This is a genomic window from Flavobacterium album (genome assembly GCF_003096035.1).
In the GTDB taxonomy this organism is placed as follows: domain Bacteria; phylum Bacteroidota; class Bacteroidia; order Flavobacteriales; family Flavobacteriaceae; genus Flavobacterium; species Flavobacterium album.
On the sequence record NZ_CP029186.1, the window covers coordinates 2,574,365 to 2,599,074 of the forward strand.

The 24,710-nt window shown below is 44.7% G+C and carries 27 protein-coding genes; 20 read left to right on the plus strand and 7 right to left on the minus strand.

What is annotated here, in order from left to right; genetic code table 11:
* The first annotated feature begins 80 nt into the window (after window positions 1-80).
* From HYN59_RS11535 to HYN59_RS11605, 15 genes are all read left to right on the plus strand, one after another.
* The gene (locus HYN59_RS11535; RefSeq protein ID WP_108778402.1) at window positions 81-689 is read left to right on the plus strand and encodes a TerD family protein; all 609 of its coding nucleotides are present in this window, start codon (window positions 81-83) and stop codon (window positions 687-689) included.
* Window positions 690-699: 10 nt separating this feature from the next.
* Window positions 700-1,788 (plus strand): toxic anion resistance protein, encoded by a 1,089-nt coding sequence (locus tag HYN59_RS11540; protein ID WP_108778403.1) that lies wholly within the window; start codon window positions 700-702, stop codon window positions 1,786-1,788.
* 199 nt (window positions 1,789-1,987) lie between these two features.
* Complete coding sequence (locus HYN59_RS11545) at window positions 1,988-2,971, plus strand: hypothetical protein (RefSeq protein ID WP_245895556.1); 984 nt, start codon at window positions 1,988-1,990, stop codon at window positions 2,969-2,971.
* 13 nt (window positions 2,972-2,984) lie between these two features.
* Complete coding sequence (locus HYN59_RS11550; protein WP_108778404.1) at window positions 2,985-3,536, plus strand: TerD family protein; 552 nt, start codon at window positions 2,985-2,987, stop codon at window positions 3,534-3,536.
* A gap of 111 nt (window positions 3,537-3,647) precedes the next feature.
* Entirely contained in the window at window positions 3,648-4,310 is a 663-nt protein-coding gene (locus HYN59_RS11555) for a TerD family protein (protein ID WP_108778405.1), read from the plus strand.
* A 4-nt stretch (window positions 4,311-4,314) separates the two neighbouring features.
* Window positions 4,315-4,740 (plus strand): hypothetical protein, encoded by a 426-nt coding sequence (locus tag HYN59_RS11560; RefSeq protein WP_108778406.1) that lies wholly within the window; start codon window positions 4,315-4,317, stop codon window positions 4,738-4,740.
* 10 nt (window positions 4,741-4,750) lie between these two features.
* Window positions 4,751-5,386 (plus strand): vWA domain-containing protein, encoded by a 636-nt coding sequence (locus HYN59_RS11565; RefSeq protein WP_108778407.1) that lies wholly within the window; start codon window positions 4,751-4,753, stop codon window positions 5,384-5,386.
* Window positions 5,387-5,507: 121 nt separating this feature from the next.
* On the plus strand, window positions 5,508-6,569 hold the full coding sequence (locus tag HYN59_RS11570) for a TerY-C metal binding domain-containing protein (RefSeq protein ID WP_108778408.1): 1,062 nt from the start codon (window positions 5,508-5,510) through the stop codon (window positions 6,567-6,569).
* Window positions 6,569-7,957 (plus strand): PP2C family serine/threonine-protein phosphatase, encoded by a 1,389-nt coding sequence (locus HYN59_RS11575; protein WP_108778409.1) that lies wholly within the window; start codon window positions 6,569-6,571, stop codon window positions 7,955-7,957. Before HYN59_RS11570 ends, HYN59_RS11575 begins: the two co-directional genes overlap by 1 nt.
* A gap of 217 nt (window positions 7,958-8,174) precedes the next feature.
* Window positions 8,175-9,689, plus strand: a complete 1,515-nt coding sequence (locus HYN59_RS11580) for a helix-hairpin-helix domain-containing protein (protein WP_108778410.1) — start codon at window positions 8,175-8,177, stop codon at window positions 9,687-9,689.
* Window positions 9,690-9,702: 13 nt separating this feature from the next.
* Complete coding sequence (locus HYN59_RS11585) at window positions 9,703-10,719, plus strand: TerC/Alx family metal homeostasis membrane protein (RefSeq protein WP_108778411.1); 1,017 nt, start codon at window positions 9,703-9,705, stop codon at window positions 10,717-10,719.
* Window positions 10,720-10,868: 149 nt separating this feature from the next.
* Entirely contained in the window at window positions 10,869-11,615 is a 747-nt protein-coding gene (fabG, locus tag HYN59_RS11590) for a 3-oxoacyl-[acyl-carrier-protein] reductase (RefSeq protein ID WP_108778412.1), read from the plus strand.
* Window positions 11,616-11,644: 29 nt separating this feature from the next.
* A complete protein-coding gene (locus tag HYN59_RS11595) occupies window positions 11,645-13,672 on the plus strand; it encodes a hypothetical protein (protein WP_108778413.1) in 2,028 nt (675 codons plus the stop codon).
* Window positions 13,673-13,927: 255 nt separating this feature from the next.
* The gene (locus HYN59_RS11600) at window positions 13,928-14,347 is read left to right on the plus strand and encodes an META domain-containing protein (RefSeq protein WP_108778414.1); all 420 of its coding nucleotides are present in this window, start codon (window positions 13,928-13,930) and stop codon (window positions 14,345-14,347) included.
* An 86-nt stretch (window positions 14,348-14,433) separates the two neighbouring features.
* Complete coding sequence (locus HYN59_RS11605; protein WP_108779726.1) at window positions 14,434-15,102, plus strand: DUF2461 domain-containing protein; 669 nt, start codon at window positions 14,434-14,436, stop codon at window positions 15,100-15,102.
* A 76-nt stretch (window positions 15,103-15,178) separates the two neighbouring features.
* On the opposite strand, the gene HYN59_RS11610 is transcribed toward HYN59_RS11605, so the two are convergent.
* The 3 genes from HYN59_RS11610 to HYN59_RS11620 all read right to left on the minus strand — a co-directional run bounded on the left by HYN59_RS11610 (window position 15,179) and on the right by HYN59_RS11620 (window position 17,920).
* Window positions 15,179-16,207, minus strand: a complete 1,029-nt coding sequence (locus HYN59_RS11610; protein WP_108778415.1) for a M28 family metallopeptidase — start codon at window positions 16,205-16,207, stop codon at window positions 15,179-15,181.
* A gap of 149 nt (window positions 16,208-16,356) precedes the next feature.
* Window positions 16,357-17,127 carry a dienelactone hydrolase family protein gene (locus HYN59_RS11615; RefSeq protein ID WP_108778416.1) on the minus strand — a complete coding sequence of 257 codons (771 nt, stop codon included), beginning with the start codon at window positions 17,125-17,127 and terminating at the stop codon, window positions 16,357-16,359.
* A gap of 244 nt (window positions 17,128-17,371) precedes the next feature.
* On the minus strand, window positions 17,372-17,920 hold the full coding sequence (locus tag HYN59_RS11620) for a type 1 glutamine amidotransferase domain-containing protein (protein ID WP_108778417.1): 549 nt from the start codon (window positions 17,918-17,920) through the stop codon (window positions 17,372-17,374).
* Between the two features lie 152 nt (window positions 17,921-18,072).
* Between HYN59_RS11620 and HYN59_RS11625 the strand changes: the two genes are divergently transcribed.
* The gene (locus tag HYN59_RS11625; RefSeq protein WP_108778418.1) at window positions 18,073-18,765 is read left to right on the plus strand and encodes a DUF421 domain-containing protein; all 693 of its coding nucleotides are present in this window, start codon (window positions 18,073-18,075) and stop codon (window positions 18,763-18,765) included.
* Window positions 18,766-19,001: 236 nt separating this feature from the next.
* Here HYN59_RS11625 and HYN59_RS11630 read toward each other — a convergent pair whose 3' ends face one another.
* The gene (locus tag HYN59_RS11630; protein ID WP_108778419.1) at window positions 19,002-20,249 is read right to left on the minus strand and encodes a hypothetical protein; all 1,248 of its coding nucleotides are present in this window, start codon (window positions 20,247-20,249) and stop codon (window positions 19,002-19,004) included.
* 137 nt (window positions 20,250-20,386) lie between these two features.
* On the opposite strand from HYN59_RS11630, the gene HYN59_RS11635 reads away from it, so the two are divergent.
* The 3 genes from HYN59_RS11635 to HYN59_RS11645 all read left to right on the plus strand — a co-directional run bounded on the left by HYN59_RS11635 (window position 20,387) and on the right by HYN59_RS11645 (window position 21,988).
* Window positions 20,387-20,884 (plus strand): GNAT family N-acetyltransferase, encoded by a 498-nt coding sequence (locus tag HYN59_RS11635; RefSeq protein ID WP_108778420.1) that lies wholly within the window; start codon window positions 20,387-20,389, stop codon window positions 20,882-20,884.
* A gap of 159 nt (window positions 20,885-21,043) precedes the next feature.
* Window positions 21,044-21,430, plus strand: a complete 387-nt coding sequence (locus HYN59_RS11640) for a SpoIIAA family protein (protein ID WP_108778421.1) — start codon at window positions 21,044-21,046, stop codon at window positions 21,428-21,430.
* 15 nt (window positions 21,431-21,445) lie between these two features.
* Window positions 21,446-21,988, plus strand: a complete 543-nt coding sequence (locus HYN59_RS11645) for a pyridoxamine 5'-phosphate oxidase family protein (RefSeq protein ID WP_108778422.1) — start codon at window positions 21,446-21,448, stop codon at window positions 21,986-21,988.
* Between the two features lie 122 nt (window positions 21,989-22,110).
* Here the strand turns inward: HYN59_RS11645 and HYN59_RS11650 are convergent, their stop codons facing one another.
* Window positions 22,111-22,482 (minus strand): hypothetical protein, encoded by a 372-nt coding sequence (locus HYN59_RS11650; protein WP_108778423.1) that lies wholly within the window; start codon window positions 22,480-22,482, stop codon window positions 22,111-22,113.
* A 124-nt stretch (window positions 22,483-22,606) separates the two neighbouring features.
* Here HYN59_RS11650 and HYN59_RS11655 point away from each other — a divergent pair, with 124 nt between their 5' ends.
* Window positions 22,607-23,119, plus strand: a complete 513-nt coding sequence (locus HYN59_RS11655; protein ID WP_108778424.1) for a DUF6155 family protein — start codon at window positions 22,607-22,609, stop codon at window positions 23,117-23,119.
* Here the strand turns inward: HYN59_RS11655 and HYN59_RS11660 are convergent, their stop codons facing one another.
* Entirely contained in the window at window positions 23,120-23,806 is a 687-nt protein-coding gene (locus HYN59_RS11660; RefSeq protein WP_108778425.1) for a hypothetical protein, read from the minus strand.
* 79 nt (window positions 23,807-23,885) lie between these two features.
* Window positions 23,886-24,593 (minus strand): deoxyribonuclease V, encoded by a 708-nt coding sequence (gene nfi, locus HYN59_RS11665; protein WP_181369428.1) that lies wholly within the window; start codon window positions 24,591-24,593, stop codon window positions 23,886-23,888.
* Between the last annotated feature and the right edge of the window lie 117 nt (window positions 24,594-24,710).

The following is a 24,710-nucleotide window of genomic DNA, read 5'->3' on the forward strand; positions in this document are numbered from 1 at the left end:
AGGTTTCAAAAATCTGTAAGGTCTCAATCCGGTTACCATTTAGCGTAATCGGGAAATCAATCAATAAAAACGATAAACCAATGGCAATCAATTTAGAAAAAGGGCAGCGCATAAACCTCGAAAAAAGCAACGGTTCCAAACTGCAGAACATCTGCGTGGGCATCAACTGGGGCGCTATCGAGAAAAAAGGATTTTTCGGCACAAAAAAAGAGCCCGTAGACCTTGATGCAAGCTGCGCGGTATATGACGAGAATAAAAGACACATTGATACAGTGAGCTTCAGGCAGCTGAAGAGCAACGACCAGGCGATACGCCACAGCGGCGACGACCTTACGGGTGACCTGAACGGAGATGACGGCCTTGATAATGAAGTGATAACCGTAGACCTTACAAAGCTGTCGCCAAGTGCATATTACCTCGGGTTCTTTATCAACAGCTTCCGTGGGCAGGACTTTAAGGACATTCCGTTTGCATCCATCAGGATCTACGAAGGTACGCCGACACGCGTGCAGGAAGTGTTCGCAAAATATGATATTGCCAATGACAAAGCATTCGAAGGCAGCGTGGCAATGGTACTGGGCGTATTCTACAAAAGGAACGGCGAATGGAAATTCAACGCCGTAGGTGTGCCGACTGCCGACAAAAAGCTGGAACAGACTGTAGTGACCATACAGCAAAATCACCTGTAAAACCAAAGCAATGGAAAATAATGAAGTTACGGTAACGCCCATTTCCGGGCCAATGGACAAGGAGGGAAATGTAAACCTCGAAGTCATAAACGAACAGCAAATGGCCGAGTACAGGCCTATTGCCAACCAGCTTAATGAGAAAGATGTCAATTCGATACTGAACTATGGTGCCGAGATACAGAATACCATTTCGAAGCAGAGCGACACGTTCCTTACCAATGTAAGGGCACAGCAGGCAGGGGATGTAGGCCCGCTCATCAATGAACTGTTGGCGGAGCTGAACTATATTGATGTGGATGAGCTGAACCAGAGCGGTTTCCAGAAATTCATCTCGAAGATACCGTTCCTTAAGAACATGATCGTCGATGTGAAAAAGCTGTTCCAAAAATACGATAAGATTACTGCGAACGTAGACCGTATCAGCAATAAGGTAAAGGCCGGGATGATCAATTCCGTTAAGGACAATACCTCGTTGCAAACAATGTTCGATGGGAATGTGCAGCTTATCAAAGAAATTGAGAAATTCATCATTGCCGGGCAGATACGCTTTAAGGAACTAAGCGAGGAGCTTGCCGTGATGGAAGGAAATGCATCGCAATATCAGGATTATGAAATATCCGATAAGCGCACATTTATCAACAGGCTTGACAAAAGGCTGGCCGACATGAAAGTGGTGCGTTTCATCCTGATTCAGTCGCTGGCACAGATACGCGTGGTGCAGAACAACAACACCTCGCTTGCGGAAAAAGCACAGTCGATACTTACTACGACCATGCCGGTATGGAAAAACCAGCTTACGCTTGCAGTAGCCTTACAAAGGCAAAAGCAGAATATCGAGGTGCAGCGCAAAGTATCTGAAACCACCAACACTATATTGCAGAAGAATGCAGAGATGCTGAAACAGAACAGTATAGAAGTGGCAAGGGAAAGCGAAAACACTATTGTATCGCTCGAAACGCTAAGGACAACGACCAAATCGCTTATTGATACGCTTTCAGAAGTGAAACAGATCCACGAGCAGGGCGCCCAGACACGCAGGGAGCTTGATGCCGGCCTGCAAAACCTGGAAGCGGAATTGAAAAAAGGGGTTACAAGCTAAGAAGCTGAATAAAAATTTCAACCACATAGGGACATAGGCTTTGAATGTAAAACTATGGTTCCGGGATAGCACACAGAGATGAAGCAAGGCTTCATGCTATGTTTGACTAATATTTTGCTAAGGTTAATGTGGAAGGCCTATGTATCTATGTGGTTAAAAAAATTAATAGATTAGGCACTTTTAAAAGAAGTGAAGATAAATGCAGATGACGCAGGAGCAGGAAGAAATATATGAAGGCATACTAAAGGACAGCAGCAAGAGGCTCAGGGTTTTAAAGACATTATCAAATTTTTTTAGCCACAAAGACCTTTTTGCAGCCTTTATCCGTACGCAGGTTATCCATAACCTGTTCGAGGCGAATAAGGACCTGGACCCGAACAAGCTGGAACTGTTTCATGTGCAGTACACAAGCAGCCTTATCGACCTTTTCCAGAAGCTGAAGAAGTCGAAAGAGCAGCAGTATTTGCTTATTTCCGACGAGATCTACATCAATGAGGATATCGTTCGCAAGCTTGAAAGCGAAACAGCAGCGGTAGATTTTCCCGCAGAAGTACGGGAACATTCGAAACTGATGGCAGCCAAATTGCAGCAGTTGTACAGCATGCTTGCGTCGGGCGAACAGGTGCCTTTCGGGTGGGGCGACATTATGCTGTTCCCAACGAAAAGGGCAGGGGAGTTTTACAGGGAGATCGATGCTGCGCATTTTTTGGCACTTACCGAGATGGATGCCCGGAGCGCTTACCGGAACGAGTTTGCCAGTATTGAGAAAAAACTTCTCGGCAGGCTGAACATAGCGAATTTCAGGGTGAAATTTAGCTGCGGGCTGGTGCACGGGAATGAGATTGTTGAGGTGTATGACTTTATCGATTCGAATGATAAGTTCGTTTTTATAGCCAGTGCCAAGGCATTTTATTTCCTGGATGCGGAAACCGCGCAGGGGCTCGACCTGTCGAAGAACCTGTCGGGCAAAAACAGTATCATCATGGACCTGAAGGCCAAGACTGATGCGCTGAAGGAAAAACAGGCTACCATCAAGACATCGCTTCCGGCTAATGTGGAAGAGGTGTTGGAGGGTTATCTGGAAAAAATATCAGGAGTTGATTTCCTCGATGAGCTGCAGAACGTAGACGAGCAGACCAACATTTTAAGGGCCATGCTCAACATTAATATTAATTCAAAATAAACCAATATAACCAATGGCAATTAATTTAGAAAAAGGACAAAGACAAAGCATAGCGGCCCCAAAATTTACAGTGGGTCTTGGATGGGACAGTAATACCAGCAATACAGGCGATGCTTTCGATGTGGATGCATCCATATTCGTATTGGGCGCGAATGGCAAGCTGGTAAGCGACAACCATTTTGTATTCTACAACAACCTTTCTACACCGGACGGCGCTGTAACGCACACCGGCGATAACCTTACCGGGGATGGAGACGGCGACGATGAGAAAGTGATTGTTGACCTTTCAAAGATATCAGGCGATGTAGCCGAAATAACTTTTGTGGTAACCATCCACAAGGCGGCGGAAAGAAGGCAGAACTTCGGGCAGATACGCAACTCGTTCATCAGGATCGTGGATACCAACAACACTGAGCTTGTAAAATATGAGCTGGATGAGGATTTCTCTATCGAAACAGCTGTAGAGTTTGGCCGTATCTATAAAAGGAACGACGAATGGAAATTCGAGGCTGTGGGCAACGGCATGAAAGGCGGCCTGCAGGACTTTTTGAATAAATATAATTAATAATGTATTGCCGGTTGGCTTTGTAGAGACGTTGCATGCAACGTCTCTACAAAGCCAACCGCAAATTGCGTTATAGACAAGCTATCAAATCAACCAATAAAACATAAAACAATGGCAATTAATTTAACCAAAGGTCAGAAGATCGACCTTAGAAAGACTACGGGCGAAAGCCTGACCAACTTTTGTGTTGGCGTTAACTGGGGCGCTATCGAAACCAAAGGCGGTTTCCTTGGCCTTGGCAAAAAAGTAACCAACATCGACCTTGACCTTAGCTGTATCATGATCGATGAGCAGAATAATATTTGCGACCACCTGTATTCACCGCTTTACAGGGTGGAGGTATTGCAGCAGTTCGGCCTTCCTAAAGGTAAATTGCTTTCATCTGACGGTGCACTGAAACATACCGGCGATGACCTTCAGGGCGATACAGGAGGCGATGACGGCCTTGATAACGAGATCATCACGGTAGACCTTACCCGTATCAATCCTAACGTAAGCCAGATATTCTTTTTCCTTAATAATGCAGGTCGTGAAGACTTTTCACAGATACCTTACTCAAAGATCAGGATGTACGAAGGTACGCCTACAAGAGTGAACTCGGTTTTTGCATCGTATAATGTTTCTGCGGAAGCACAGTATACAGGCAAGCTATCGATAATCATGGGCAAGCTGTACAAAAGGAATGGCGAATGGAAATTCAGTGCGATAGGCGACCCTACAGAGGATGTATTCCTCGGGCAGACCATTGCAAGAATTGTGAAGTCTTATCTGTAAACACATGCAGATCAAAAACATACAGGGATTACGGGTTGCCGAGATCGGGCAGCTTGTAAACCAGGGCGGAAAATTCGTTATTTTTCCCTACACGGTATCTATTGTGGTAATGACCTTCAAAAGGCCTTCCTCCATTTACTTTATAAGGCCGGACGAAGGTACCTTTAAATATTCCTACAAGCATGTGGCCGTTAATGCAGTTATGGGCTGGTGGGGAATCCCATGGGGGCCCATATATACGATCGGTGCCATGTACCACCAGCTTAGCGGCGGCAAGGATGTAACCCAAGCCGTAATGAGCGACCTGATACAGAACGATCCGGAAGCGAATACTTCTACCTACAACATCAACGGTACGGTGTCGCATAATATGCAGCAGCAACAGCAGGAGAACAGCGGAGCATCGGCATACAACGTACCAAGGAACTAATACGCCAGTTATGAGAAGATTACCGGTTTATTTTTTACTGGATACCTCAGGCTCCATGTATGGCGAGCCCATTCATGCCCTGAATAACGCACTCAGCGGGATGGTAAACACGCTTCGTAGCGATGCGCAGGCGCTGGATTCACTGTGGATCAGCATCATTACGTTCGACCGTGAAGTAAAGGAGCTCGTGCCGCTTACCGAGCTCGTGCAGTTTCGCCTGCCGGAGATCACCTGTCCCCAGAGCGGCCCCACCAATACAGGTGCCGCGCTGGATTTCGTGCTTACTAAAGTTGAGCAGGACATCATAAAAAGCTCGCCTACGCAAAAGGGCGACTGGAAACCGCTACTGTTCCTCTTTACGGATGGCAAGCCATCAGATATACAGCTGTACCGAGAAAAAACCGCGCAGGTGCGTGCCTACAATTTTGGCGCTGTGGTGGGCTGTGCGGCCGGCCACCTGGCTAACGATGCCATGCTGAAAGAGCTGACCGACAACGTGGTACACCTTGATTCGGCGGACAGCCAGACCCTGAAGACGTTCTTCAAGTGGGTGTCTGAAACCATAGAGCAGGGTAACAGGAGCCAGGGCACAGGAGAGGAAACACGCCTCCCGCCGCCGCCTGACGAGATTACCGTTGTTATTTAATGGGTTATACTTTATAAACCTACAAGGTTTTGAAAACCTTGTAGGTTGGCAGACCGAAGATTACCTAATCTCCTGCAAGGTCTTTGCGACCTTGTAGGTGTACTTTAAATCACTAAAAATCATGAGAAGGCTTCCCATATATTTTTTAATAGACATTTCTGAGTCAATGGTAGGCGAACCCATCCAGCAGGTAGAGGAGGGGCTTGCCACCATTATCCAGGCATTAAAATCCGACCCGCACGCGCTGGAAACCGTTTGGGTCTCCATCATCGTATTTGCAGGGCAGGCAAAAACACTGGTTCCGTTGCAGGAGATCGTGAGCTTTTACCCGCCTAAGTTCCCCATAGGCAGCGGCACATCCTTAAGCAAGGGCTTGGGCCACCTGATGTATGAATTGCGCAGCAACATCGTAAAAACGACCTACGAGCAAAAGGGCGACTGGAAGCCTATCGTTTTCCTGTTTACCGATGGCGTTCCTACCGATGATACCTCGGCTGCCATTGCCGAATGGAAACAAAACTGGGCGCGTACGGCTAATATGGTCGCAATTTCCTTTGGGGATGAGACAGACATGAGGCTTTTGGGCGAACTCAGCAATGATGTGATGCATTTTAAGAATACCAGCCCACAGTCGTATAAAGCATTCTTTAAATGGGTTACCGATTCCATTAAGACGAGCAGCATAAGCGTGGAAAACAATTCAACAGGATTTGAGCTGGCCAAAACCGATGACGAAACCATTTCTAAAATAGACCTGAGCAAGCCCGGCGACTATGACCGTGGCGGCTACGTAGACGATAACTTTGTGGTATTCGCGGCGCAATGCCAGAATACCAAACGCCCGTACCTGATGAAATATGGCAAGGTATCACAGCCCTCCAACTTCGGGGGGATGAATTTCGAGACACGTGCCTACAGGCTGATGGGCGCTTATCCGGTAGATAACTCCTATTATGAACTTGCCGATAAGTCGTATGAGAACAACGTGAGCAGCGATGAGCTGATAGGCGCGCCTACCTGCCCGTGCTGTGGGAACCAATATGGACTGGCTGTTTGCTCTTGCCGTAAGATCCACTGCATAGGCGATGAGGAAGTGAGCACGTGCCCATGGTGCGGCTCTCAGGGTAAATATACCTCGGGTGGTGGCAATGGCGGCTTCAACATCGGCAGGGCACAGGGGTAATGAACGACATCCAAAAATACATTTTTACGCTCCTGGCCAACCAGGGCATACACAGCCCGCAGCAATTCGAAAAGGAATTCCTTGAGTTTGCCGTGCGGGAAGAAAATATAAAGAACGTAAGCCTTATAAGACAGCTACAGGTACAAATGACACAAGCATGGCAGATCAGGGCACGGCGGCTGGAAATAGCCGGGCAATATATCACTTTCCCCAACGGGATGGCGGGCAGGCCGTATACTGCATTGTTTAACTTCGAAACGTTAAACCTTACCGACCTTACAAGCCATTCGCTCACAGGCTTTGAAGGCACCGGGCTGGAATATGACGCGGTTACCCGCACCATATCCGGGACACCGGACCAGGGGGGAGACATTACACTGGAATTCACCTACAATTTTGAAGGTGAGGAAGAGGGCGCAGCGCCAAACGTAAAGAAGCTTTCGATCATCATCAATGCCGACCCAAAATCACTTTGGAAAGATATCCCCAGCGATGCCAACGGGCTGTATTCTAAACCTGATAATGTTGCCGAGATCTGTCAGCTTGGAGGGAAAACCCTCGTAGCGGCTTCGCGCCGTGGCAGGTCGCATGCTAATATTGGAGGCTATCGTGACGACGACTACGATTATGCTGAACTGGAAAACGGCTGGAGTGTCATTGCGGTATCAGATGGGGCAGGCTCGGCGCCGGCCGGGCGTAAAGGCTCGGAGATCGCCTGCAATGCCGTTGTGGATTACCTGAAGCACCAGTTTACCGCTGAGCGATCTTCAGTAATTGACGAAGCGGTTTCGGCGAATGCCAAAGAAAAAATTAAGGAGCTGGGACTTCCGTATCTTTCGGGGGCAGCAAACCATGCTTTTGAGGAAATAGAGCATTTTTCGCGTGAGGCAGCGATGCCACTAAGCAATTTTCATGCTACATTGGTTTTTGCGCTGGTAAAGCATTATCCGCAGGGATCGGCATTCATGACATTTAGTATTGGCGACTGCCCGATGGCGCTGCTCAACAAAGACATGACGGAAGTGACCCTGATGAACAAGCTGGATGTTGGCGAGTTTGGCGGGGGCACGCGCTTTATAACCATGCCCGAAATTTTCAGGGCGGATGATTTTGAGGCGCGGTTTCGTTTTGAGTTTGTAACAGATTTCTCTTATTTCGTACTAATGACAGACGGGATATATGACCCGAAATTTGAAGTGGAAGCCAACCTGGACAAAATAGAAAGGTGGCAGCACTTTTTTGAAGACCTTGACCTTGAACGTAAGAACAGGGAAGCGCTGCCGGGCATGCGAAGAGGCAACGATGACATACGGGACAGGCTTGCCGAATGGATGGATTTCTGGAGCCCCGGCAATCATGACGACAGGACGCTGGCGATATTATTTTAAACTTTTTGTTTTAACCACATAGGCACATAGTTTTGTTGTGGTTAGAAGAGGCATTATATTTTGGATAGTGAAACATTAGTTGAAGCGAAGCTTTACCGCTGATGTGTTCTATAAGTACTATCTCTATAAAATTTTGATAAAACATTGGCTATGTGCCTATGTGGTTAAATTGTTTTCAACTTGCAGCTAAATAATTGGTTGCATTTTTAAATAGTAAATGGAAATAAAGACGGTACGGTCGGTGAACGACCCGAATAAAACCTACGAGCTTGTAGACAACGGCGAGCCGATGCGCGGCGGGATGAAGGATGTGTACTTCAGCCCCGACAAGTCGTATGTGGTGGCGTTTTTCCGCGATAAGCTGGATGAGAACCAAAAGGAACGCCTGAAGCGCATCACCAGCTACTACCTTCCGCAGATAAAGAATAAAGAAGCCGCCGATTATTACCTTGAGGAAGTATTCCGCTGGCCCACCGATGTGGTGGATTACCAAGGCTTAACAGGTATTATCGTCCCGGCCTACAAAGGTAAATTCTTCTTTTCGAAAGGCCATGAAACGGGCGACCTTATAAAAGGCAAAGAGAAGAACGGAAAATGGTTTGCTGCCGCAAAGTTCAGGAATGAGCAGTTCCCGCTGAGGGTGGCAAAATCGGAGCTGGGCAACTGGCTCAGCTATTTCCAGATATGCGTGAACCTGGTGCGCGGCGTGAAGAAAATGCACGCTATGGGACTGGCACACTCCGATCTTTCTTATAACAACGTACTGATAGACCCTGTTGAAAAAGCGGCCTGTATGATCGACCTTGACGGATTGGTGGTACCGGGACTGTTCCCAGCGGAGGTTATCGGTACAGCAGAATTTATCGCCCCCGAAGTTTTGGCAACAAAGCACCTTGACAAGAACGATCCCAACCGGATACTGCCCAGCAGGCTGACCGACCTGCATGCGCTCCCGGTATTGATATATATGTTCCTGCTGCATCGCCACCCGCTGAAAGGAGGGAAGGTGCACGACCTGGATACTGAAAAAGACGACCTGCTTTCGATGGGGGAAAAAGCGCTGTTCATTGAGCACCCTACCGACCAGACCAACAGGCCAAAGCCCAACCGCTTCTCTAAATGGGATATGCCATGGGCCGATATTAATGCGTTGCCGTATACCATAACGGGGCCATATCTAACGGAAATGTTCAACCGCGCGTTTATCGAAGGGCTGCACGATCCGCAAATGCGGCCGCCGGCTGAGGCCTGGGAACAGGCATTGCTGAAAACGGTAGACCTGATGCAGAAATGCGAAAATGCCAACTGCAGCCAGCAATGGTATGTGTTTGACAACTCGAGCGCACCAAAATGCCCTTTTTGCGGAACAAAACATCAGGGAACATTGCCAATGCTCGATTTTTATTACGAATTTAGCCCCGGGGTTTGGAAGCCCGACAACCAGCGCCTGATGGTGTACAACAACCAGTACCTTTTCAGCTGGCATGTGAACCGGAATATAATACGGAACGAAAGGCTGGACCCGCGCGAAAAGATTCCGGTAGGGTATTTTACTTTTTTTGAAGGCAAATGGGTCTTTGTGAACCAGAAGCTGGATGCAATGAAGGATGTGACTGAAGGAAAAGATATACCGGTGGGCTCTATGATAGAGCTGACGAACGGGAAAAAAATATTGCTGTCGTCTAAAGAAGGCGGCAGGCTTGCACTGATAACAATTACAAATAACAATTAATACTAAAAGAGAAATGGATAAAGACAGTTTATTTTATCACCCGGGGCTTTTAGCCGGTTTTGCAGTACTGGTGGTCATCATGCTTTTGCTTGACCTTGGAGTCTTCAACAAAAAAAGCCATGCGGTTACCAACAAGGAAGCCATTATTTGGTCGTTGGTATGGATATCATTATCTATGGCATTCAGCGGGGTCATCTATTGGGTTTTCAATGCAGAATCACATGAGGTAGCCCTTGAGAAATTTTCTCAGTTCCAGTCGGCTTACTGGATAGAGAAAGCCTTATCAGTAGACAACCTCTTTGTATTTATATTGGTATTTGGATTTTTTAACGTGCCGAAAGAAAACCATCATAAGGTGCTGTTTTGGGGTATCATCGGAGCATTGGTGCTTCGTGCGATATTCATTTTCAGCGGTGTGGAGCTCATCAAGCTTACCTACCTGCCTGAGATGACTATTTTTGGATACAATGTTGAGATCAACGTAATAATGACGCTGTTCGGGCTGTTCCTTATTTATGCCGGTATAAAATCGGCCTTTGCCGAAGACGATGATGATGAGGAAAAAGATTTCAGCAAGAGCCCGGGCGCTAAGTTTATCTATAAATTTTTCAAGGTAAGCAAGAACTACGATAAGGATAAATTCTTTACGATAGAAAATGGCATAAAGGTAGCTACGCCGCTACTGGTTGTGGTAGGTGTTATCGAGTTTACCGACCTTCTTTTTGCGGTCGATTCTATCCCTGCAATCTTCGCTATTGCCCCTGATGATCCGTTCATTCTTTATACATCGAACATTTTTGCGATACTTGGGCTTAGAGCATTATACTTCCTTTTGGCAAACTTTATCCACCTGTTCAGCAAGCTGAAATACGGCTTGGCGATCATATTGTCGTTCATTGGTGTGAAGATGGTTATCGCGCCAATATACCACATCGAGTCGATGCACTCACTTATCGTGGTAGGCGGCGTACTCGTGTTATCGGTACTGGCATCGGTGCTGTTCCCTGAAAAGGAGGAAGCTGCGAACTAGGTGATTCGGTAATTATATGACAGACCCCAAAGGTTTCAAAACCTTTGGGGTCTTGTATGATTTTTTACCACTTTGAGAGTACTATGAGGCAAAATCAATATACTCTTATTATATTTGTCATTCATACAGACAAACTAACGAAACGTACTATGAAATTATTAGAAGGAAAAACGGCAATAATCACCGGCGCGAGCAGGGGTATAGGCCGTGGTATCGCGATTGTTTTTGCACAGCATGGCGCTAATGTGGCATTTACTTACAGCGCTTCGGTTGAAGCTGCCCAGGCACTTGAAGAAGAGCTTAAAGGATATGGCATTTCTGCAAAAGGCTACCAAAGCAACGCGGCCGATTTTAATGAGGCACAGAAGCTGGCCGACGATGTAGTGGCTACTTTTGGCACAATCGACATCCTTATCAACAATGCCGGTATTACAAAAGATAACCTGCTGATGAGGATTTCCGAGGAAGATTTTGATAAAGTGATCGAGGTAAACCTTAAATCGGTTTTCAATATGACTAAGGCGGTGCAGCGCACGATGCTGAAAGCCCGCAGCGGGTCGATCATTAATATGAGCTCTGTAGTGGGTGTGAAAGGCAATGCCGGGCAGACCAACTATGCGGCTTCCAAAGCAGGGGTTATCGGTTTTACCAAATCGGTGGCGCTTGAATTAGGCTCGCGTAATATCCGTTGCAACGCTATCGCACCGGGATTCATCGAAACCGAAATGACAGGCAAGCTTCCTGAAGATGTAGTGAAAGGCTGGGCAGAAGCAATTCCTTTGAAAAGGGGAGGTTCGCCGGAAGATGTGGCGAATGCCTGCGTATTCCTTGCTTCGGACATGGCGGCTTACATCACAGGCCAGACACTAAACGTTGACGGCGGTATGCTTACATAATAAAAATTTGAAAATTACGATAATATAGAATGACTGCATCAACGGTTTTATGGTTACTACTGTCGCTACTGGCAGCATTTGCATTATCGTTTTACCAATATCTTTTTAAAGCCAAAAAGAGAAGCAGGCTGCATATCTTTTTGGCTTTTCTTCGTTTTGTCACGCTGTTCTCGGTCTTCGTGCTGTTGATAAATCCTGTCATCACAAGGAAAGACCTCGAAACCGTAAAAACACCCTTGCCCATAGTACTCGACAATTCCCAATCTATAAAAGAACTGGGACAGGACGGCCTTGCGAAGCAGTTGGCTGAAAAGCTGACTTCTAATAAGGAACTTAAAGACAAGTATGATGTGCAGCTGTATACCTTTGATGAAAGCTTTGGCTCTGGCAAAGAACCCGACTTTAAAGGAAAGCAAACCAACATCGACCAGGCAGCGCAAAACCTCAAGCAGCTGTACCGCAACGCCAATTACCCTGTTGTATTATTGTCTGATGGCAACCAAACCATCGGCAATGATTATGTGTACAGTTTCCGCGAAAATACAGCGGTGTACCCATTAGTACTGGGCGATACGACTACATTCCTGGACCTTAGGGTAAGCCAGGTGAATGTGAACAAGTATGCCTTTTTGAAGAATAAATTCCCGGTTGAAGTATTCCTGCAATACAACGGGAACAAAAATGTCAATGCCGTTTTCTCGATCATGCAGGGCAATTCGGTGCTGAGTAAGCAGAATGTCGTTTTCTCAAAAGACAGGAAAGCACAGTCGCTTTCGGTACTTTTGGATGCATCCAAAGTAGGCGTGCAGACCTTTAAAGCTGTGATCTCTTCTGCGGAAGCGGAAAAGAACAAATACAATAACGTCAAAAATTTTGCCGTAGAGGTTATCGACCAACGCTCGGAAGTGGCATTGGTATCGTCCATAAACCATCCTGATCTTGGCGCGCTGAAACGTTCTATAGAGACCAACCAGCAACGGAAGGTTACTATACTCAAGCCTAATGAAGTGAAGTCGTTACAGGATTATAACGTGCTTATATTGTACCAGCCGGATGCATCATTCAGGCAGCTTTTGGAACTGAATAAGAACGCAGGGCTCAACACATTCATCATCACCGGGTTGTCTACCGATTTCAACCTGCTGAACCAATACCAGCAGCAACTGAACTTCAGGATGACCTCGCAGCGCGAAGAGTACCTCGCGGATTTTGACAGTCAGTTCAACCTTTTTGCGGCTACAGATATCGGCTTTGGGCAATTCCCGCCGTTGCAACATCCGTTTGGGACTATTACGCCAAAAGAAAATACCAATGTGCTATTGCAGGCGCGTATCAGGAATGTAAAGACCGAGAACCCGCTGATGGTATTTTCGGAAAATGGCCCGCAGCGCAGCGCTTTCCTGTTAGGGGAGAATATCTGGAAATGGCGGATGGAGAGCCACCAGAACAACAAATCGTTTGAGCAGTTTGATATTTTTATGGATAAGACCATCCAGTTCCTGGCATCGAATTCCAAACGCAAATCGCTTGTGGTGAACCATGAGAGTTTTTATAATTCAGGCGAAGTAATACAGATAAAAGCGCAGTATTTCAACAAGAATTACGAATTTGAGGAGAATGCAAGGCTGACGATCCAGCTTAAGAACAAAAAAACCGGTTCCACAAAAAACTACGATTTCCTGAAAGGCAGCAATGAATATAAGGTAAACCTGGATGGGCTTGATGCCGGGCAATATAGCTTCACAGTAAAGGAAGCTACATCCAACACATCATATAGCGGTTCATTTGAAGTGCTTGATTTCGAGATCGAGAAACAATTCGTAAACCCTGACCTCGCAAGGCTGAAACAAACGGCTGCCAACACGAATGGCACGGTTTATTATCCGGCACAGGTGGATCAGTTAGCAGATGTTCTGCTTAAGAATGAAAACTACAAAGCCATACAAAAAGAGATCATCAAAAAATCCCCCATGATCGACTGGATATGGTTATTGGTTATCCTTGTCGTATCGCTTGCCGCAGAATGGTTTATACGCAAATATAACGGCTTGCTATAAGACATTTCTTTTAACCACATAGGTACATAGGGGTTATAGCGATTTGTGTATTTTTGAAGGAAACATATCCGCACATAGTGAAGCGACGCTTCATACTCTGTGTTACTCAATAAACTTTATGAAGCCCTAAAGCCTATGTAACTATGTGGTTAAAAATTGATTTCTTCATTTTTTAATCAATACTAAAGTTATTATAAATCCTATTTTTCTGACGGAAATTGTTTTTAAATTTGGTAAAACACTAAATTCTAAAACATGAAAAAGATTATCGCAATTTTCAGCATAACAGCAATTGCCCTTACAGGATGCCGCAGCGCCAAAGCCACACAGCCTATGGACCTGCTCACCGCAAACGTATGGGAGCTTTCTTCAATTAACGGCAAAGCAGTAGATGCTGCCAGTAACCGCAACGGACTGCCCACCGCTTCCTTTAATACGGAATTAAAGATATCAGGTAACGGCGGCTGCAACACCTACAGTGGCTCCTATAACCTGAACGAAGATGGCGGAATTAACATCAGCCAAATCATGTCGACCAAAATGTTCTGCGAAGGCAGCATAGAGAACGAGTACTTTAAAGAGCTGGGCAAAGTGAATATGGCGAAGATCTATAAAAACAAACTTACGTTGATGGAAGGAGTAGAGGAGCGCCTTGTTTTTGTACCTAAAAAATAGATGCTTACTTTTGTCTAATCGGGCATATCTATTTTCGACTACGCTCGAATTGACATGTGCCCGAATTGACAAATAATAACGACTATATGATAACAAAGCCCGTCCTGGATTTTCTTGTTGAGCTTACAAAGAACAACAACAGGGAATGGTTTACAGAGCATAAAAAGACTTTCCAGGCAAATGATGCGCTGGCAAAGTCTTTTTTTAATGAGGTATATGCAGGCATGCAGAAAATGGATTCCATTGATAAAATGCAGGTTCTCCGCATATACCGCGATGTACGCTTCTCTAAAGATAAGACTCCCTATAAGAATTACTTCAGCGCCTGGTTCCCGCGTACCAAGCCTGCATTCAGGGGAAGCTATTACCTGCACCTGCAGCCGGGTGAAAGCTTTATTGAAGGTGGTTTTTGGGAACCTAATGCCGCCGACCTGATGCGCATCCGTAAAGAATTTGAGCTGGATGACAGCGAGATCAGGAACATTATTGCAGCTTCGGAATTTAAAAAATATTTTGGCGAACTGCAGGGTGAAGGATTAAAAACGGCGCCTAAAGGCTTTGATAAAGACCATCCCGCAATTGACCTGATAAGGAAGAAACAGTTCCTTGTCGTAAGGAAATTTACCGACAAAGAAGTCCTTGATAAGAATTTTAAAGATGAAATGTTAGCATCTTTTGCAGCCATGCGGCCCTTCTTTGATTATATGAGCGATGTGCTTACTACTAATCTTAATGGGGAAAGCCTTTTAGAGTAGTAGCGTAAATCACATTCTCTTAAAAACAATAATGGCCGGAATCTCTTCCGGCCATTTTTTTGTATACTATAATTTCTTATTTCCCGTCTTTATCTACTACAGGGCGGTTGTCACGGTTGGCAAGTTCCCAGGCAGTAACAAAAGCAAGCTGTGCCCTTTTAGCCAGCAGGTCGTATTCTATTTTTTGAGGCTCATCGGTAGCCATGTGGTAATCTTCATGGACACCGTTGAAGTAAAAAATAATCGGGATGCCTTTTTTGGCGAAGTTATAATGGTCCGACCTGAAGTAGAACTGGTTCGGGTCTTTCCTGTCATTGAATTTATAATCTAGGTTCAGGTGTGTGTATTTCGCATTAGCAGCTTCATTGATGTTATGCAGGTCGGTACTTAGACGGTCGGAACCGATAACATATACATAATTGCCATTGTCTTTATGTGCATCATCCCTGCGGCCTATCATGTCGATATTAAGGTCGGCAATGGTATTAGCAATAGGGAAAAGCGGGTTTTCTGAATAATAGCGCGAACCGTGCAGGCCGTGCTCTTCGCCGGTAACGTGCAGGAACAGTATGGAGCGTTTCGGGCCGTAGCCGTCTTTTTTGGCCTGCATGAATGCTTGTGCGATTTCGAGAAGTGCAACCGTTCCGGATCCGTCGTCATCGGCACCGTTGTACACCTCACCATTCTTCATGCCCACGTGGTCATAATGGGCAGAGATGACAAGGATCTCATCGGGTTTTTCGCTTCCTTCTATAAATGCCCAGATGTTCTCAGAATCGCCAAGCTTAGGACTGAATGCCTTAGCCATAAAGGCAGCCGGCACCGGCTGGTAGTAATTTTCAGCGCCTTTCGGGAACGGGATTTTTTCCGCTTCGTATTGGCTGATAAGATATTTACCGGCTTTCTTTTGGCCGGGTTCACCGGTATTGCGGCCTTCCATTTCATCACTGGCAACGATATACAGGTGTTTTTTCAGGTCAGAAGCCGTGATTGAATTCATGTACTTGGTCACATCGGCCTTAGCGTAATCTTTTTTGGCATTCTTTCCTGTACTGCACGAAAGCACGAACAGGGAAAGTGATGCTACTATAAGGGTTTTTCTCATTGGATAGTGATTTGCTTTATTAGTGAGGTAAATATAGCGTTTTGTTACAGGTTAAGTAAAAGTTTTGCCACGAATTACAAAAATACCTCAAATTGAATTGATGAAATTAGTGCAACCTGCTTACCGCAGGCAGGTTCGTGGCTAAAAACTTATTTACCTCCAAATATTTCATCCAAAAACAAAAGGAAATGCGCCCATGAACGCTTATCTGCTTTTTCATTATAGGCAGCCCCTTTAGAGTTGTCCGTGCCATTCTCCTTTTCGGTAAAGGCGTGTACGGCATTAGCATAGTATATCATTTGCCAGTCGGCTTTGCCATCCCTCATTTCCTTTTGGAACTGCTCGATATCTTTTTGCGGTACATACGGGTCATCAGCGCCATGCAGGATAAGCACCTTAGGTTTTACAGGACCGTTCGGGCGTGAAGCATCTTTGCCAAGGCCGCCGTGGAAAGAAACAATACCTTTTACGTTCATCCCGCCGCGCACTGCCTCCAGTGCGCCGGTACCGCCAAAGCAATAGCCTATAATAACGATATTATCTTTATCTACCCCAATACTTGCAAAGGCATCCAGAGCAGCTTTGATCCTCTTTTGGTATAATTCGGGATTGTTTTTAAAATAGCCCGACTTTTCACCGGCCTGTTGTGGAGTAGTAGGGTAGTTGCCTTCACCGTAAATATCGGCAACAAACGAATAGTAACCCAGCTCGTTAAGTTTTGTTGCTACCTCCTTTGTGTGGTCATTGATGCCCATCCATGCAGGGAGAATAAGAACACCAGGCTTACCTTTAATAGGTTTTTTAGGCGCATTGCCAAAACCATGAAGTGTTTGTTTTCCTTCCATATAAACAACGTTTTTCAGCTGTGCATTTACTTGTAGTGCCATAAATACTGCGAGTAATAATAGTTTAGTTTTCATTATTGGATATTTTTTATAAATATAAAAAAGAAAGCCTTTATACGCAATGTATAAAAGCTTTCGGTGAATCAGGCATTAACCTTATATAAGAATAACCACATAAGAATATAGCTTTAAGGGAGTGGGCAAACTGACGTATGGTCGTAATGAAGCATTACTCCAATGCCATGGCAGCTGTTGCCCTTTAGTTTACTTTCCCGGCTATAACGCAGGAACCTGCGATGCTTATGTGGTTAAATACGTTCTAACTCGTTTGTAATTCGTGTTTGCCTTCCTTGATTTCTTCTACCATTTTCTTATTGAAGGCAGGCAGGTCGTCCGGCGTGCGACTGGTAACAAGGCCATTGTCTACAACAACTTCTTTATCCACCCAGTTGGCGCCGGCATTTATCAGGTCTTTTTTCACAGAAGGGAACGATGTAAGTTCACGGCCGTCAACCACCTCGGCATTAATAAGTATCTGCGGGCCGTGGCATATCGCGGCTACCGGTTTTTTCTCATCGAAAAAGCTTTTTACGAAAGCAATAGCATCCTCGCTTCTCCTCAACTGGTCAGGGTTAATGACACCTCCGGGTAGCACCAGTGCGTGGTAATCGCCAGAAGATACTTCGTCAAGCGTTTTATCCACTTTGTATTCGCCGCTCCAGTTGCCGTTTGCCCAGGCTTTTATAGTACCGCTTTTAAGGCTTACGATATCTGCAGTCCACCCCTGCTGCTCCAGGTATTCCTTTGGGGATTTCAATTCGCTTTCTTCAAAACCGTTGGTTGCCAGTATGGCTACTTTTTTGCTCATGATTGTAATTTGTTTATGTTCAACAGTATAAAATTACTGCACCATCTACTCTTTCATTTATAAAACCATATTAAAGTTGTGCCAAAGTTTGTTAATGCTATTCATCGTTATAATTAAATCCGCTAATTTTAATATGATTACTCTTATAAATTATGAAAGATATATTTGAATGGAAGCGGCTATTATTTAACGATCTGCCTTACGAGTTTCTTTTTGAGGTAGGATTCCGTACCGTAATAATGTTTACGGTAGTGCTGCTAACTCTAAAGTTTGCAGGTAAAAGAGGTGTAAAGCAGCTGTCGATATTTGAGGTAGTTATCATCATATCGCTTGGCTCAGCGGCGGGCGACCCGATGTTTTATGAAGATGTAGGGCTTGTTCCTGCTATAATTGTATTCCTGATTATTCTTACCATGTACCGCGGCGTTACCTGGCTGCTGGGGAAAAGCAAAAAGTTTGAAAACTTTATCGAGGGAAAAACACAATGCCTTATAGAGGATGGCCAATTTTCCCTTGCAAGCTTTGAAAGGGAAGACTTGGCGCAGGATGAGTTTTTCGCCGAACTACGCCTTAAATCCATCGAACATCTCGGGCAGGTGAGGAACGCCTATATTGAAACTAACGGTGCAATCAGTGTTTACTTTTATGACGATGCCGATGTAAAATTCGGCCTGCCGATACGTCCGCAGCTGTTCAGCCTGAAAAGCACCAACATTCCCAAGAGCGGTATTTATGCCTGTACTTTTTGTGCCAATACCCAGCGGCTCGAACCTACGTCGGGAAAATGCTCGGTATGCAGCAGAAACGAATGGGTGGAAGCTATAAAATCAAAACGTATCGTTTAGCCTGATTGCCGATTTTTTGCCACGAATTTCACAAATTTTCGAGTATGAGTAAGCACGTCTCGCTCCCCTTTCCTTGGTAGAGGAGCCGGGGGAGAGACTTCTAATCCAGGTTTAATTCACGATATAAGAAATCTGTGAAAATCCGCCCGATCCGCGTCATCCGCGTTACATAAAACAAAAAAGACTGCCTTAATATCTAAGGACAGCCTCTTTTTCATTTATTGTAAATATTGTAATTAACCCCTTCTTCCGCCTGCGTGACCTCCGCCACCACCTCCCGATGACCTTGATGGTGCCGGTGCGCTTTGCCTTGCCGGTGCGGGAGCGCTATTCCTTATCGTAGGGCTGCTGCTTCGCGAAGGGATGGGTGTGTTCATTGTTGGTGCACTGCTTCTTGCCGGGGTACTATTCCTTACCGAAGGCATGCTGTTACCCCTGTCCATAGATGAATTGCTTCTCGATGGCATAGAAGGCTGTGCAGTGTTCCTTGATGGAGGCGTGGTTACAGTCCTTGCCGGTGTGTTGCTATTAACTCTTGAGGGCGTGCCTGAAGAGCGTACGATCTGCCCGTTGGAGTTAGATGCATCCTGTCCCGACCTTGAAGGTGTTGTATTCCTAATCGTTCCGCCATTGTTCCTCACGCTGTTGATGTTAGTGTTTCGCACCACATTGGATGTTGGCCTTGCAGAAGAGTTATTAAAGCTGCTCCTTGTTCCGCCTGAGGCGCTTTGAGCCCTCGAATTGCTACGGCTTTGTTCCAGTGCATAGCGGTTTGATACATTATTCCTTGAGCTGAAGCCGGTATTAGGGTGCTGCCTTTCGTAAGCATTGGTCCTCCTTGAGCTGTACATTGCCATGGCCCGTGAACTTCTCCTGGTGTTGCAGTAGGTGTACGTGTTCCTGTTGTTTATATGCACATGGATGTTGTTACGATACCTGTACACGGGATATGGCGCCCAGTAGCTGTAGTAGGTAGGGTAGTAGCCCCAGTACCACGGAGAGTAGTACGGGCGGTAGCTGCTCACCCAGAATACATCAAAAAGAAATGGCCTCCTTACATAAACCGGCTCATAAATATAATTGGGTCCGTACATGTATACATCACCAACCACCTGAACCTGTACGTTGTTGTTTCTGTCTCTTTCTACCTCAATAGTTGCTACATCCTGGAATGTATCCACACCCAGTACAGATTGCAATATGATAAGGTGTGTATTGCCTTCTGTCGATTCTATTACCCTGAGGTAGTCCACCCTGTTATCACCATTAAGGTCAAGGTTGGATATCTGTACGTCCGGGTCATTCAGCCTGCGTTCAAAGTCTTCAAGATCACGTGAGTCACCAAATATCGAAGCCACTGCTTTTAAGTCCAGATTATCGCTGATGTCAGCGCTGTTAGCCCTCACGGTGGTAACATCCTGCGCAAAACTTCCACCGACACTAAGGAGGGCGAAAAGGACCGTATATAATATTTTAGTTTTCATGATTCGTGTAATTTAATGCCTGATAAAATAAAGTTGTTGCTTGCTACGGAATATCCAATTACTGTGCCAATAATTTTATTTACTTTTACCCTTCGAATAAAAGCCAGCAATTTCGGGCTTTTTCAACAATTAAAAAAATGATTGAAGTAAGAAAAGCCTCCCTTGATGATTATCCTGTAATCCAGGGAATTGCACATAATACCTGGCAGCATACCTACCTGCCTATCCTTTCGCAGGGACAGGTAGATTATATGCTGGATATGATGTACAGCGCTGAAGCCTATAGGGAACAGGTTTCCGAAAAAGGCCATCATTTCCTGCTTGCATCAGAAAGTGATGCTTTTTTGGGTTTTGCATCCTATGAGCTTAATTATTCCCCCGAAATTACCAAGATACACAAGCTATATGTCCTCCCTGAAGCACAGGGGAAGGGCATCGGCCAAAAACTGCTCGCCGTCATTGAAAACGAAGCATCAAAAAACACCAATGATAAAATTGTGCTTAATGTAAACCGCTACAACAAAGCCGTGAATTTTTACCAAAAATCAGGCTTCATAAAAATAGGGGAAGAAGACATAAACATTGGCAACGGCTACCTCATGGAGGATTTTATTATGCAGAAGTTTATAAAATAGCTTCACTTTTCGACAATAGATATTCTTTGCCGCGCCGCTGAAGAGTGGAAGGTAAGGTCATATTTTACCATAATATTCTATAATTATTATGATGTCAATAACATACGTTTAAAGGCATAAGGGGTAACTTTGGTTAAACTCAAACGTAAAACCAATCCCATGATAATACAAATCCCCGATCTGCCAAACAATATGGCCGGTTTCCGCGCCGATGGCGAAGTTACCAAAGAAGATTTCGAAATCGTAAAGCTGCAGGTATCCAATCTTGTTGAGAAAACAGGAAAGCTTAATTACATGCTTGTGCTTGACACATCTCCTGCCGAATTTACAATAGGCGCCTGGCTCCAGGATGCATTGCTTGGCATACAGAATATTACCAAGTGGAACCGTGCCGCTATCGTATCCGACTCGGACGCGGTAAAGACCTTTACTGATGTGTTCAGTAAAGTAATGCCCGGCGAGTTCAGGGGTTACAGGCATTCCGAATTTGACAGGGCTGTAGAGTGGGTTTCCGAAAGAAGCGAAGACGAACAATACAACAACTAACTAAAAAATAATATTATGTCACAAAACACTTTATCAGACGAGAACTATAAAGACCTCACCAACGAAGAAGCAAAAGCTAAGATTAAAGAGATGGCTAAGGACATCGGTACATGTATGTTCTGTACCGAACTTTCTGTAAGGCCGATACCTACACGCCCTATGGGCCTTGCTGATATAGATGATGATGGAAACCTGTGGTTTATCAGCTCAAAAAAGAGCAACAAGAACTTCGAGATAAGCCATGACGATGAAGTACAACTGATATTTGCTAAAAATTCAGATTCGCACTTCCTTTCTATATTTGGAAAAGCCGTGATTTACAAAGACAAATCGCATATTGATGACGTTTGGACACCGATGGCAAAAGCCTGGTTTGAGGAAGGCAAAGACGATCCGGATGTTACGGTGATAAAAGTCGAACCGAAAGACGCCTATTACTGGGATACAAAATACGGTAAGATGATATCGATGATCAAAATAGCATACGGTGCGATTACAGGAAATATTAATAACGATACAGGCATAGAAGGCAGGCTCGATGTGGGCAATGACCTTTAAAAAATTATAATGTTATGATAACTCCCCGGGCAGGGGAGTTTTTTATTGTAAAATGTGGAAATAAAAAAGCTGTTTGTTTCCAAACAGCTTCCACTAATTATATAACCCGGTAATTTGAATTCTTAGTAGGCAAGGAATGCTTTGTTGTATTCCTTCAGGTCAAGAAGGTTGTTCTTCTTGGTAAGATCGCTGAATAGTGATAAAAGGTAATCAAGGCTTTCAAGATTATTCTCATTAGCCGGTGTACCGCCGGTTACCAGTTCGGTATCTTCATCAACAGGCTCATCATCAGGTATTGGGATAAGGAAAGCGCCGTTCTCTTCCACGTGCTCATAAGCGAGGCGGATGGCTTTGGTAAGTACAGGATTTGCTTCCTCCATTGAAAATTCGCGAAGTTTCTTAAGGTCGGCGACCAATGTCTCCGCATCAAAACCTTTTTTGAACAGGTCAAGCTGTATCTTGTTGATCAGTTTTTGTGCACTCGGGTTTTCCACAGTTCAGTTGTTTAGTTTTTTGACTTTGTTTCAGGATTGCAAAAATACTATTTTATATATTTTTTCCGCATTCTTTTTTACATTTTATTGCTGTTGGAAAAATTTACCTTTAATTTTGGTGACTATGAGTAAACGCGACCTTAAAAAATACCTTACATCCCTGCCAAAAGAAGAATTGGAAGAGCAGCTACTGGCATTATATGAAAAATTTTCCGATGTAAAGCAGTACTACGATTTTGTCTTCAATCCTAAGGAAGACAAGCTGGAGCAGGAGGCCAAGGTAAAGATCGCCAATGAATATTTTCCCACCAAAAGCAAACGGCCAAAGCTTCGCCGCTCTACCGCGCAGAAATACATCAAGCACTTTCTCACATTGGGTGTCGATCCTTATATTGTAGCCGATATAATGCTCTTCAATATCGAAACGGCCCAGAAATATTCCGCAAAGCGCGAGCTCAAATATTCCTCGTTTTATAAAAGCATGCTGAACTCTTACAAGCAGGTAGTGGATTATGTTATAGCCAACGGCATGACGCCTAACTTTAAGGAACGTATTGCCACCATAAAGAATGAGGCCTTTCGCCAATACTGGGAAAACAGGAAAGAGTTCGAAAGGATATGGGATAATTTTGAATAGTTATTTCAATGCATCCCTGCCTTTAATAACAATTCCGGTTGGGTCAACAGTAATAGTTCCTTTTTGGTTTATTGTAACTTTAAAAAATTCTTTCTGCAATGGGTATTCAGTGTACTTTACTAAATGCACTTCAAACCCTTTATCGGTTAATTTATAGGAACATCCTCTCGTGTCATAATCAATGTTATACCCGTTCATTTTTGCAATGAGCATCGCTTCTTCAAGATTATTTATAGTCCCTATAAAAGATTTAAGATCATGCTCTGAGGTAATAAATATTGTTTTATGATCTTTAATAGCAGCAATGTAATCTACGCACCAATGTGGATGGCAGCCCGGGAAAAATCCCTTATCGTCGTTTGCTAATTTGATATTATGAGTCTTCTTTAGTAACGTATCACCATGTTGATAAATTATATTGTGTCTGTAGCCGGAATGTCCATCTCTTACTCCGATATATGCCCAATAATCATACTGTTTGTAAGGAACTATTTTTTGTGCCAGGCTGTCTTTATAGTAGTCCTTGGTGCTGTATGGAATTTTTTGAAGGGAGATGTCAGCTTGCCCATCCTGAAACGATCTTTGTATAAGGCTATCTTTACTGTTATTAGATATGCTCATATTACCTGCGTTTCCTTTTTTTGTACACGAAGCAAACATAATAAGCACAAGAATGAAATATTTCATTTTATAAGTTTATATTATAAACGGCAGGATATTTATTAAATTATCCAGACTTTCACATAGTGAAAACAAATCCCCGAACTCAGAACAAACTTCCCTGTACATTCTCCACATGATAGCCAGCCTTTAATTTCCCCACACGGAACAGGTTCACTTTCTCATGCGCGAGGCGGGTGGGCTCGGGGATGCGGTGCTTCAATACGCATTTTTCCATAATGGTGAGGCTATCTTTTACCGAGACCTTATGCCCGGGCGAAATATACACCGGCTTCACGCCCGATTTGGTACGCAAGGCATAACCCATCACTTCATCAAGGCTTATTATGGGACTGTTGCTAAGCTTTTCGAGACCTAGAGGGGCATAGTTGCCGAAGAGCATGTTCTTCGCACAGCCAATAGCCGGGTGGTCTGTAAGTACGCCAAAATGCGACGCGATGCCCATACGCCTCGGGTGTGTCACGCCCTGGCCGTCAAGGACTATCAGGTCGGGTTTTTGAGGAAGCTGTTCCCAGGCCAACAGCAGGGGAGGAACTTCACGGAAGCCCAGGTACTGCGGTACATAGGGAAATTTCGTCTCTGCAACCACAAGGGAATACGACACCAGCTGCATATCGGGGTAGCTAAGGACCACTATACCTGCAAAAACGGTATCGGTATCTTTGTTATGCGAAATATCACCGCCTGCAATGGTCGTGATGTTCCTGTTTTCGGTAATCAGGGAAACGCGGTGCCGCATTTCGTTTTGCATTTCTGTGGCCTCGATAAGCGAGGTGTTGTCATAATTCAGCATATATCCTCCTTCATTTTCCCAAATTTAATAATAAATAACTGAATTATAAGTTGCTATGATAATGATGTAATAAATTTAACGCAGCCCTCAATAATTATGATTTTATAAACAATTTAA

Excerpts from the sequence above, each read along its gene's own strand:
- HYN59_RS11615 (WP_108778416.1), bottom strand. The coding sequence starts at position 17,127 with ATGAAAACTAAACTATTATTACTCGCAGTATTTATGGCACTACAAGTA.
- HYN59_RS11550 (WP_108778404.1), top strand. The coding sequence starts at position 2,985 with ATGGCAATTAATTTAGAAAAAGGACAAAGACAAAGCATAGCGGCCCCA.
- HYN59_RS11585 (WP_108778411.1), top strand. The coding sequence starts at position 9,703 with ATGGATAAAGACAGTTTATTTTATCACCCGGGGCTTTTAGCCGGTTTT.
- HYN59_RS11640 (WP_108778421.1), top strand. The coding sequence starts at position 21,044 with ATGATAATACAAATCCCCGATCTGCCAAACAATATGGCCGGTTTCCGC.
- HYN59_RS11555 (WP_108778405.1), top strand. The coding sequence starts at position 3,648 with ATGGCAATTAATTTAACCAAAGGTCAGAAGATCGACCTTAGAAAGACT.
- HYN59_RS11620 (WP_108778417.1), bottom strand. The coding sequence starts at position 17,920 with ATGAGCAAAAAAGTAGCCATACTGGCAACCAACGGTTTTGAAGAAAGC.
- HYN59_RS11570 (WP_108778408.1), top strand. The coding sequence starts at position 5,508 with ATGAGAAGGCTTCCCATATATTTTTTAATAGACATTTCTGAGTCAATG.
- HYN59_RS11580 (WP_108778410.1), top strand. The coding sequence starts at position 8,175 with ATGGAAATAAAGACGGTACGGTCGGTGAACGACCCGAATAAAACCTAC.
- HYN59_RS11545 (WP_245895556.1), top strand. The coding sequence starts at position 1,988 with ATGCAGATGACGCAGGAGCAGGAAGAAATATATGAAGGCATACTAAAG.
- HYN59_RS11540 (WP_108778403.1), top strand. The coding sequence starts at position 700 with ATGGAAAATAATGAAGTTACGGTAACGCCCATTTCCGGGCCAATGGAC.
- fabG (WP_108778412.1), top strand. The coding sequence starts at position 10,869 with ATGAAATTATTAGAAGGAAAAACGGCAATAATCACCGGCGCGAGCAGG.
- nfi (WP_181369428.1), bottom strand. The coding sequence starts at position 24,593 with ATGCTGAATTATGACAACACCTCGCTTATCGAGGCCACAGAAATGCAA.
- HYN59_RS11575 (WP_108778409.1), top strand. The coding sequence starts at position 6,569 with ATGAACGACATCCAAAAATACATTTTTACGCTCCTGGCCAACCAGGGC.
- HYN59_RS11660 (WP_108778425.1), bottom strand. The coding sequence starts at position 23,806 with ATGAAATATTTCATTCTTGTGCTTATTATGTTTGCTTCGTGTACAAAA.
- HYN59_RS11625 (WP_108778418.1), top strand. The coding sequence starts at position 18,073 with ATGAAAGATATATTTGAATGGAAGCGGCTATTATTTAACGATCTGCCT.
- HYN59_RS11610 (WP_108778415.1), bottom strand. The coding sequence starts at position 16,207 with ATGAGAAAAACCCTTATAGTAGCATCACTTTCCCTGTTCGTGCTTTCG.
- HYN59_RS11635 (WP_108778420.1), top strand. The coding sequence starts at position 20,387 with ATGATTGAAGTAAGAAAAGCCTCCCTTGATGATTATCCTGTAATCCAG.
- HYN59_RS11605 (WP_108779726.1), top strand. The coding sequence starts at position 14,434 with ATGATAACAAAGCCCGTCCTGGATTTTCTTGTTGAGCTTACAAAGAAC.
- HYN59_RS11560 (WP_108778406.1), top strand. The coding sequence starts at position 4,315 with ATGCAGATCAAAAACATACAGGGATTACGGGTTGCCGAGATCGGGCAG.
- HYN59_RS11535 (WP_108778402.1), top strand. The coding sequence starts at position 81 with ATGGCAATCAATTTAGAAAAAGGGCAGCGCATAAACCTCGAAAAAAGC.
- HYN59_RS11645 (WP_108778422.1), top strand. The coding sequence starts at position 21,446 with ATGTCACAAAACACTTTATCAGACGAGAACTATAAAGACCTCACCAAC.
- HYN59_RS11630 (WP_108778419.1), bottom strand. The coding sequence starts at position 20,249 with ATGAAAACTAAAATATTATATACGGTCCTTTTCGCCCTCCTTAGTGTC.
- HYN59_RS11595 (WP_108778413.1), top strand. The coding sequence starts at position 11,645 with ATGACTGCATCAACGGTTTTATGGTTACTACTGTCGCTACTGGCAGCA.
- HYN59_RS11600 (WP_108778414.1), top strand. The coding sequence starts at position 13,928 with ATGAAAAAGATTATCGCAATTTTCAGCATAACAGCAATTGCCCTTACA.
- HYN59_RS11655 (WP_108778424.1), top strand. The coding sequence starts at position 22,607 with ATGAGTAAACGCGACCTTAAAAAATACCTTACATCCCTGCCAAAAGAA.
- HYN59_RS11565 (WP_108778407.1), top strand. The coding sequence starts at position 4,751 with ATGAGAAGATTACCGGTTTATTTTTTACTGGATACCTCAGGCTCCATG.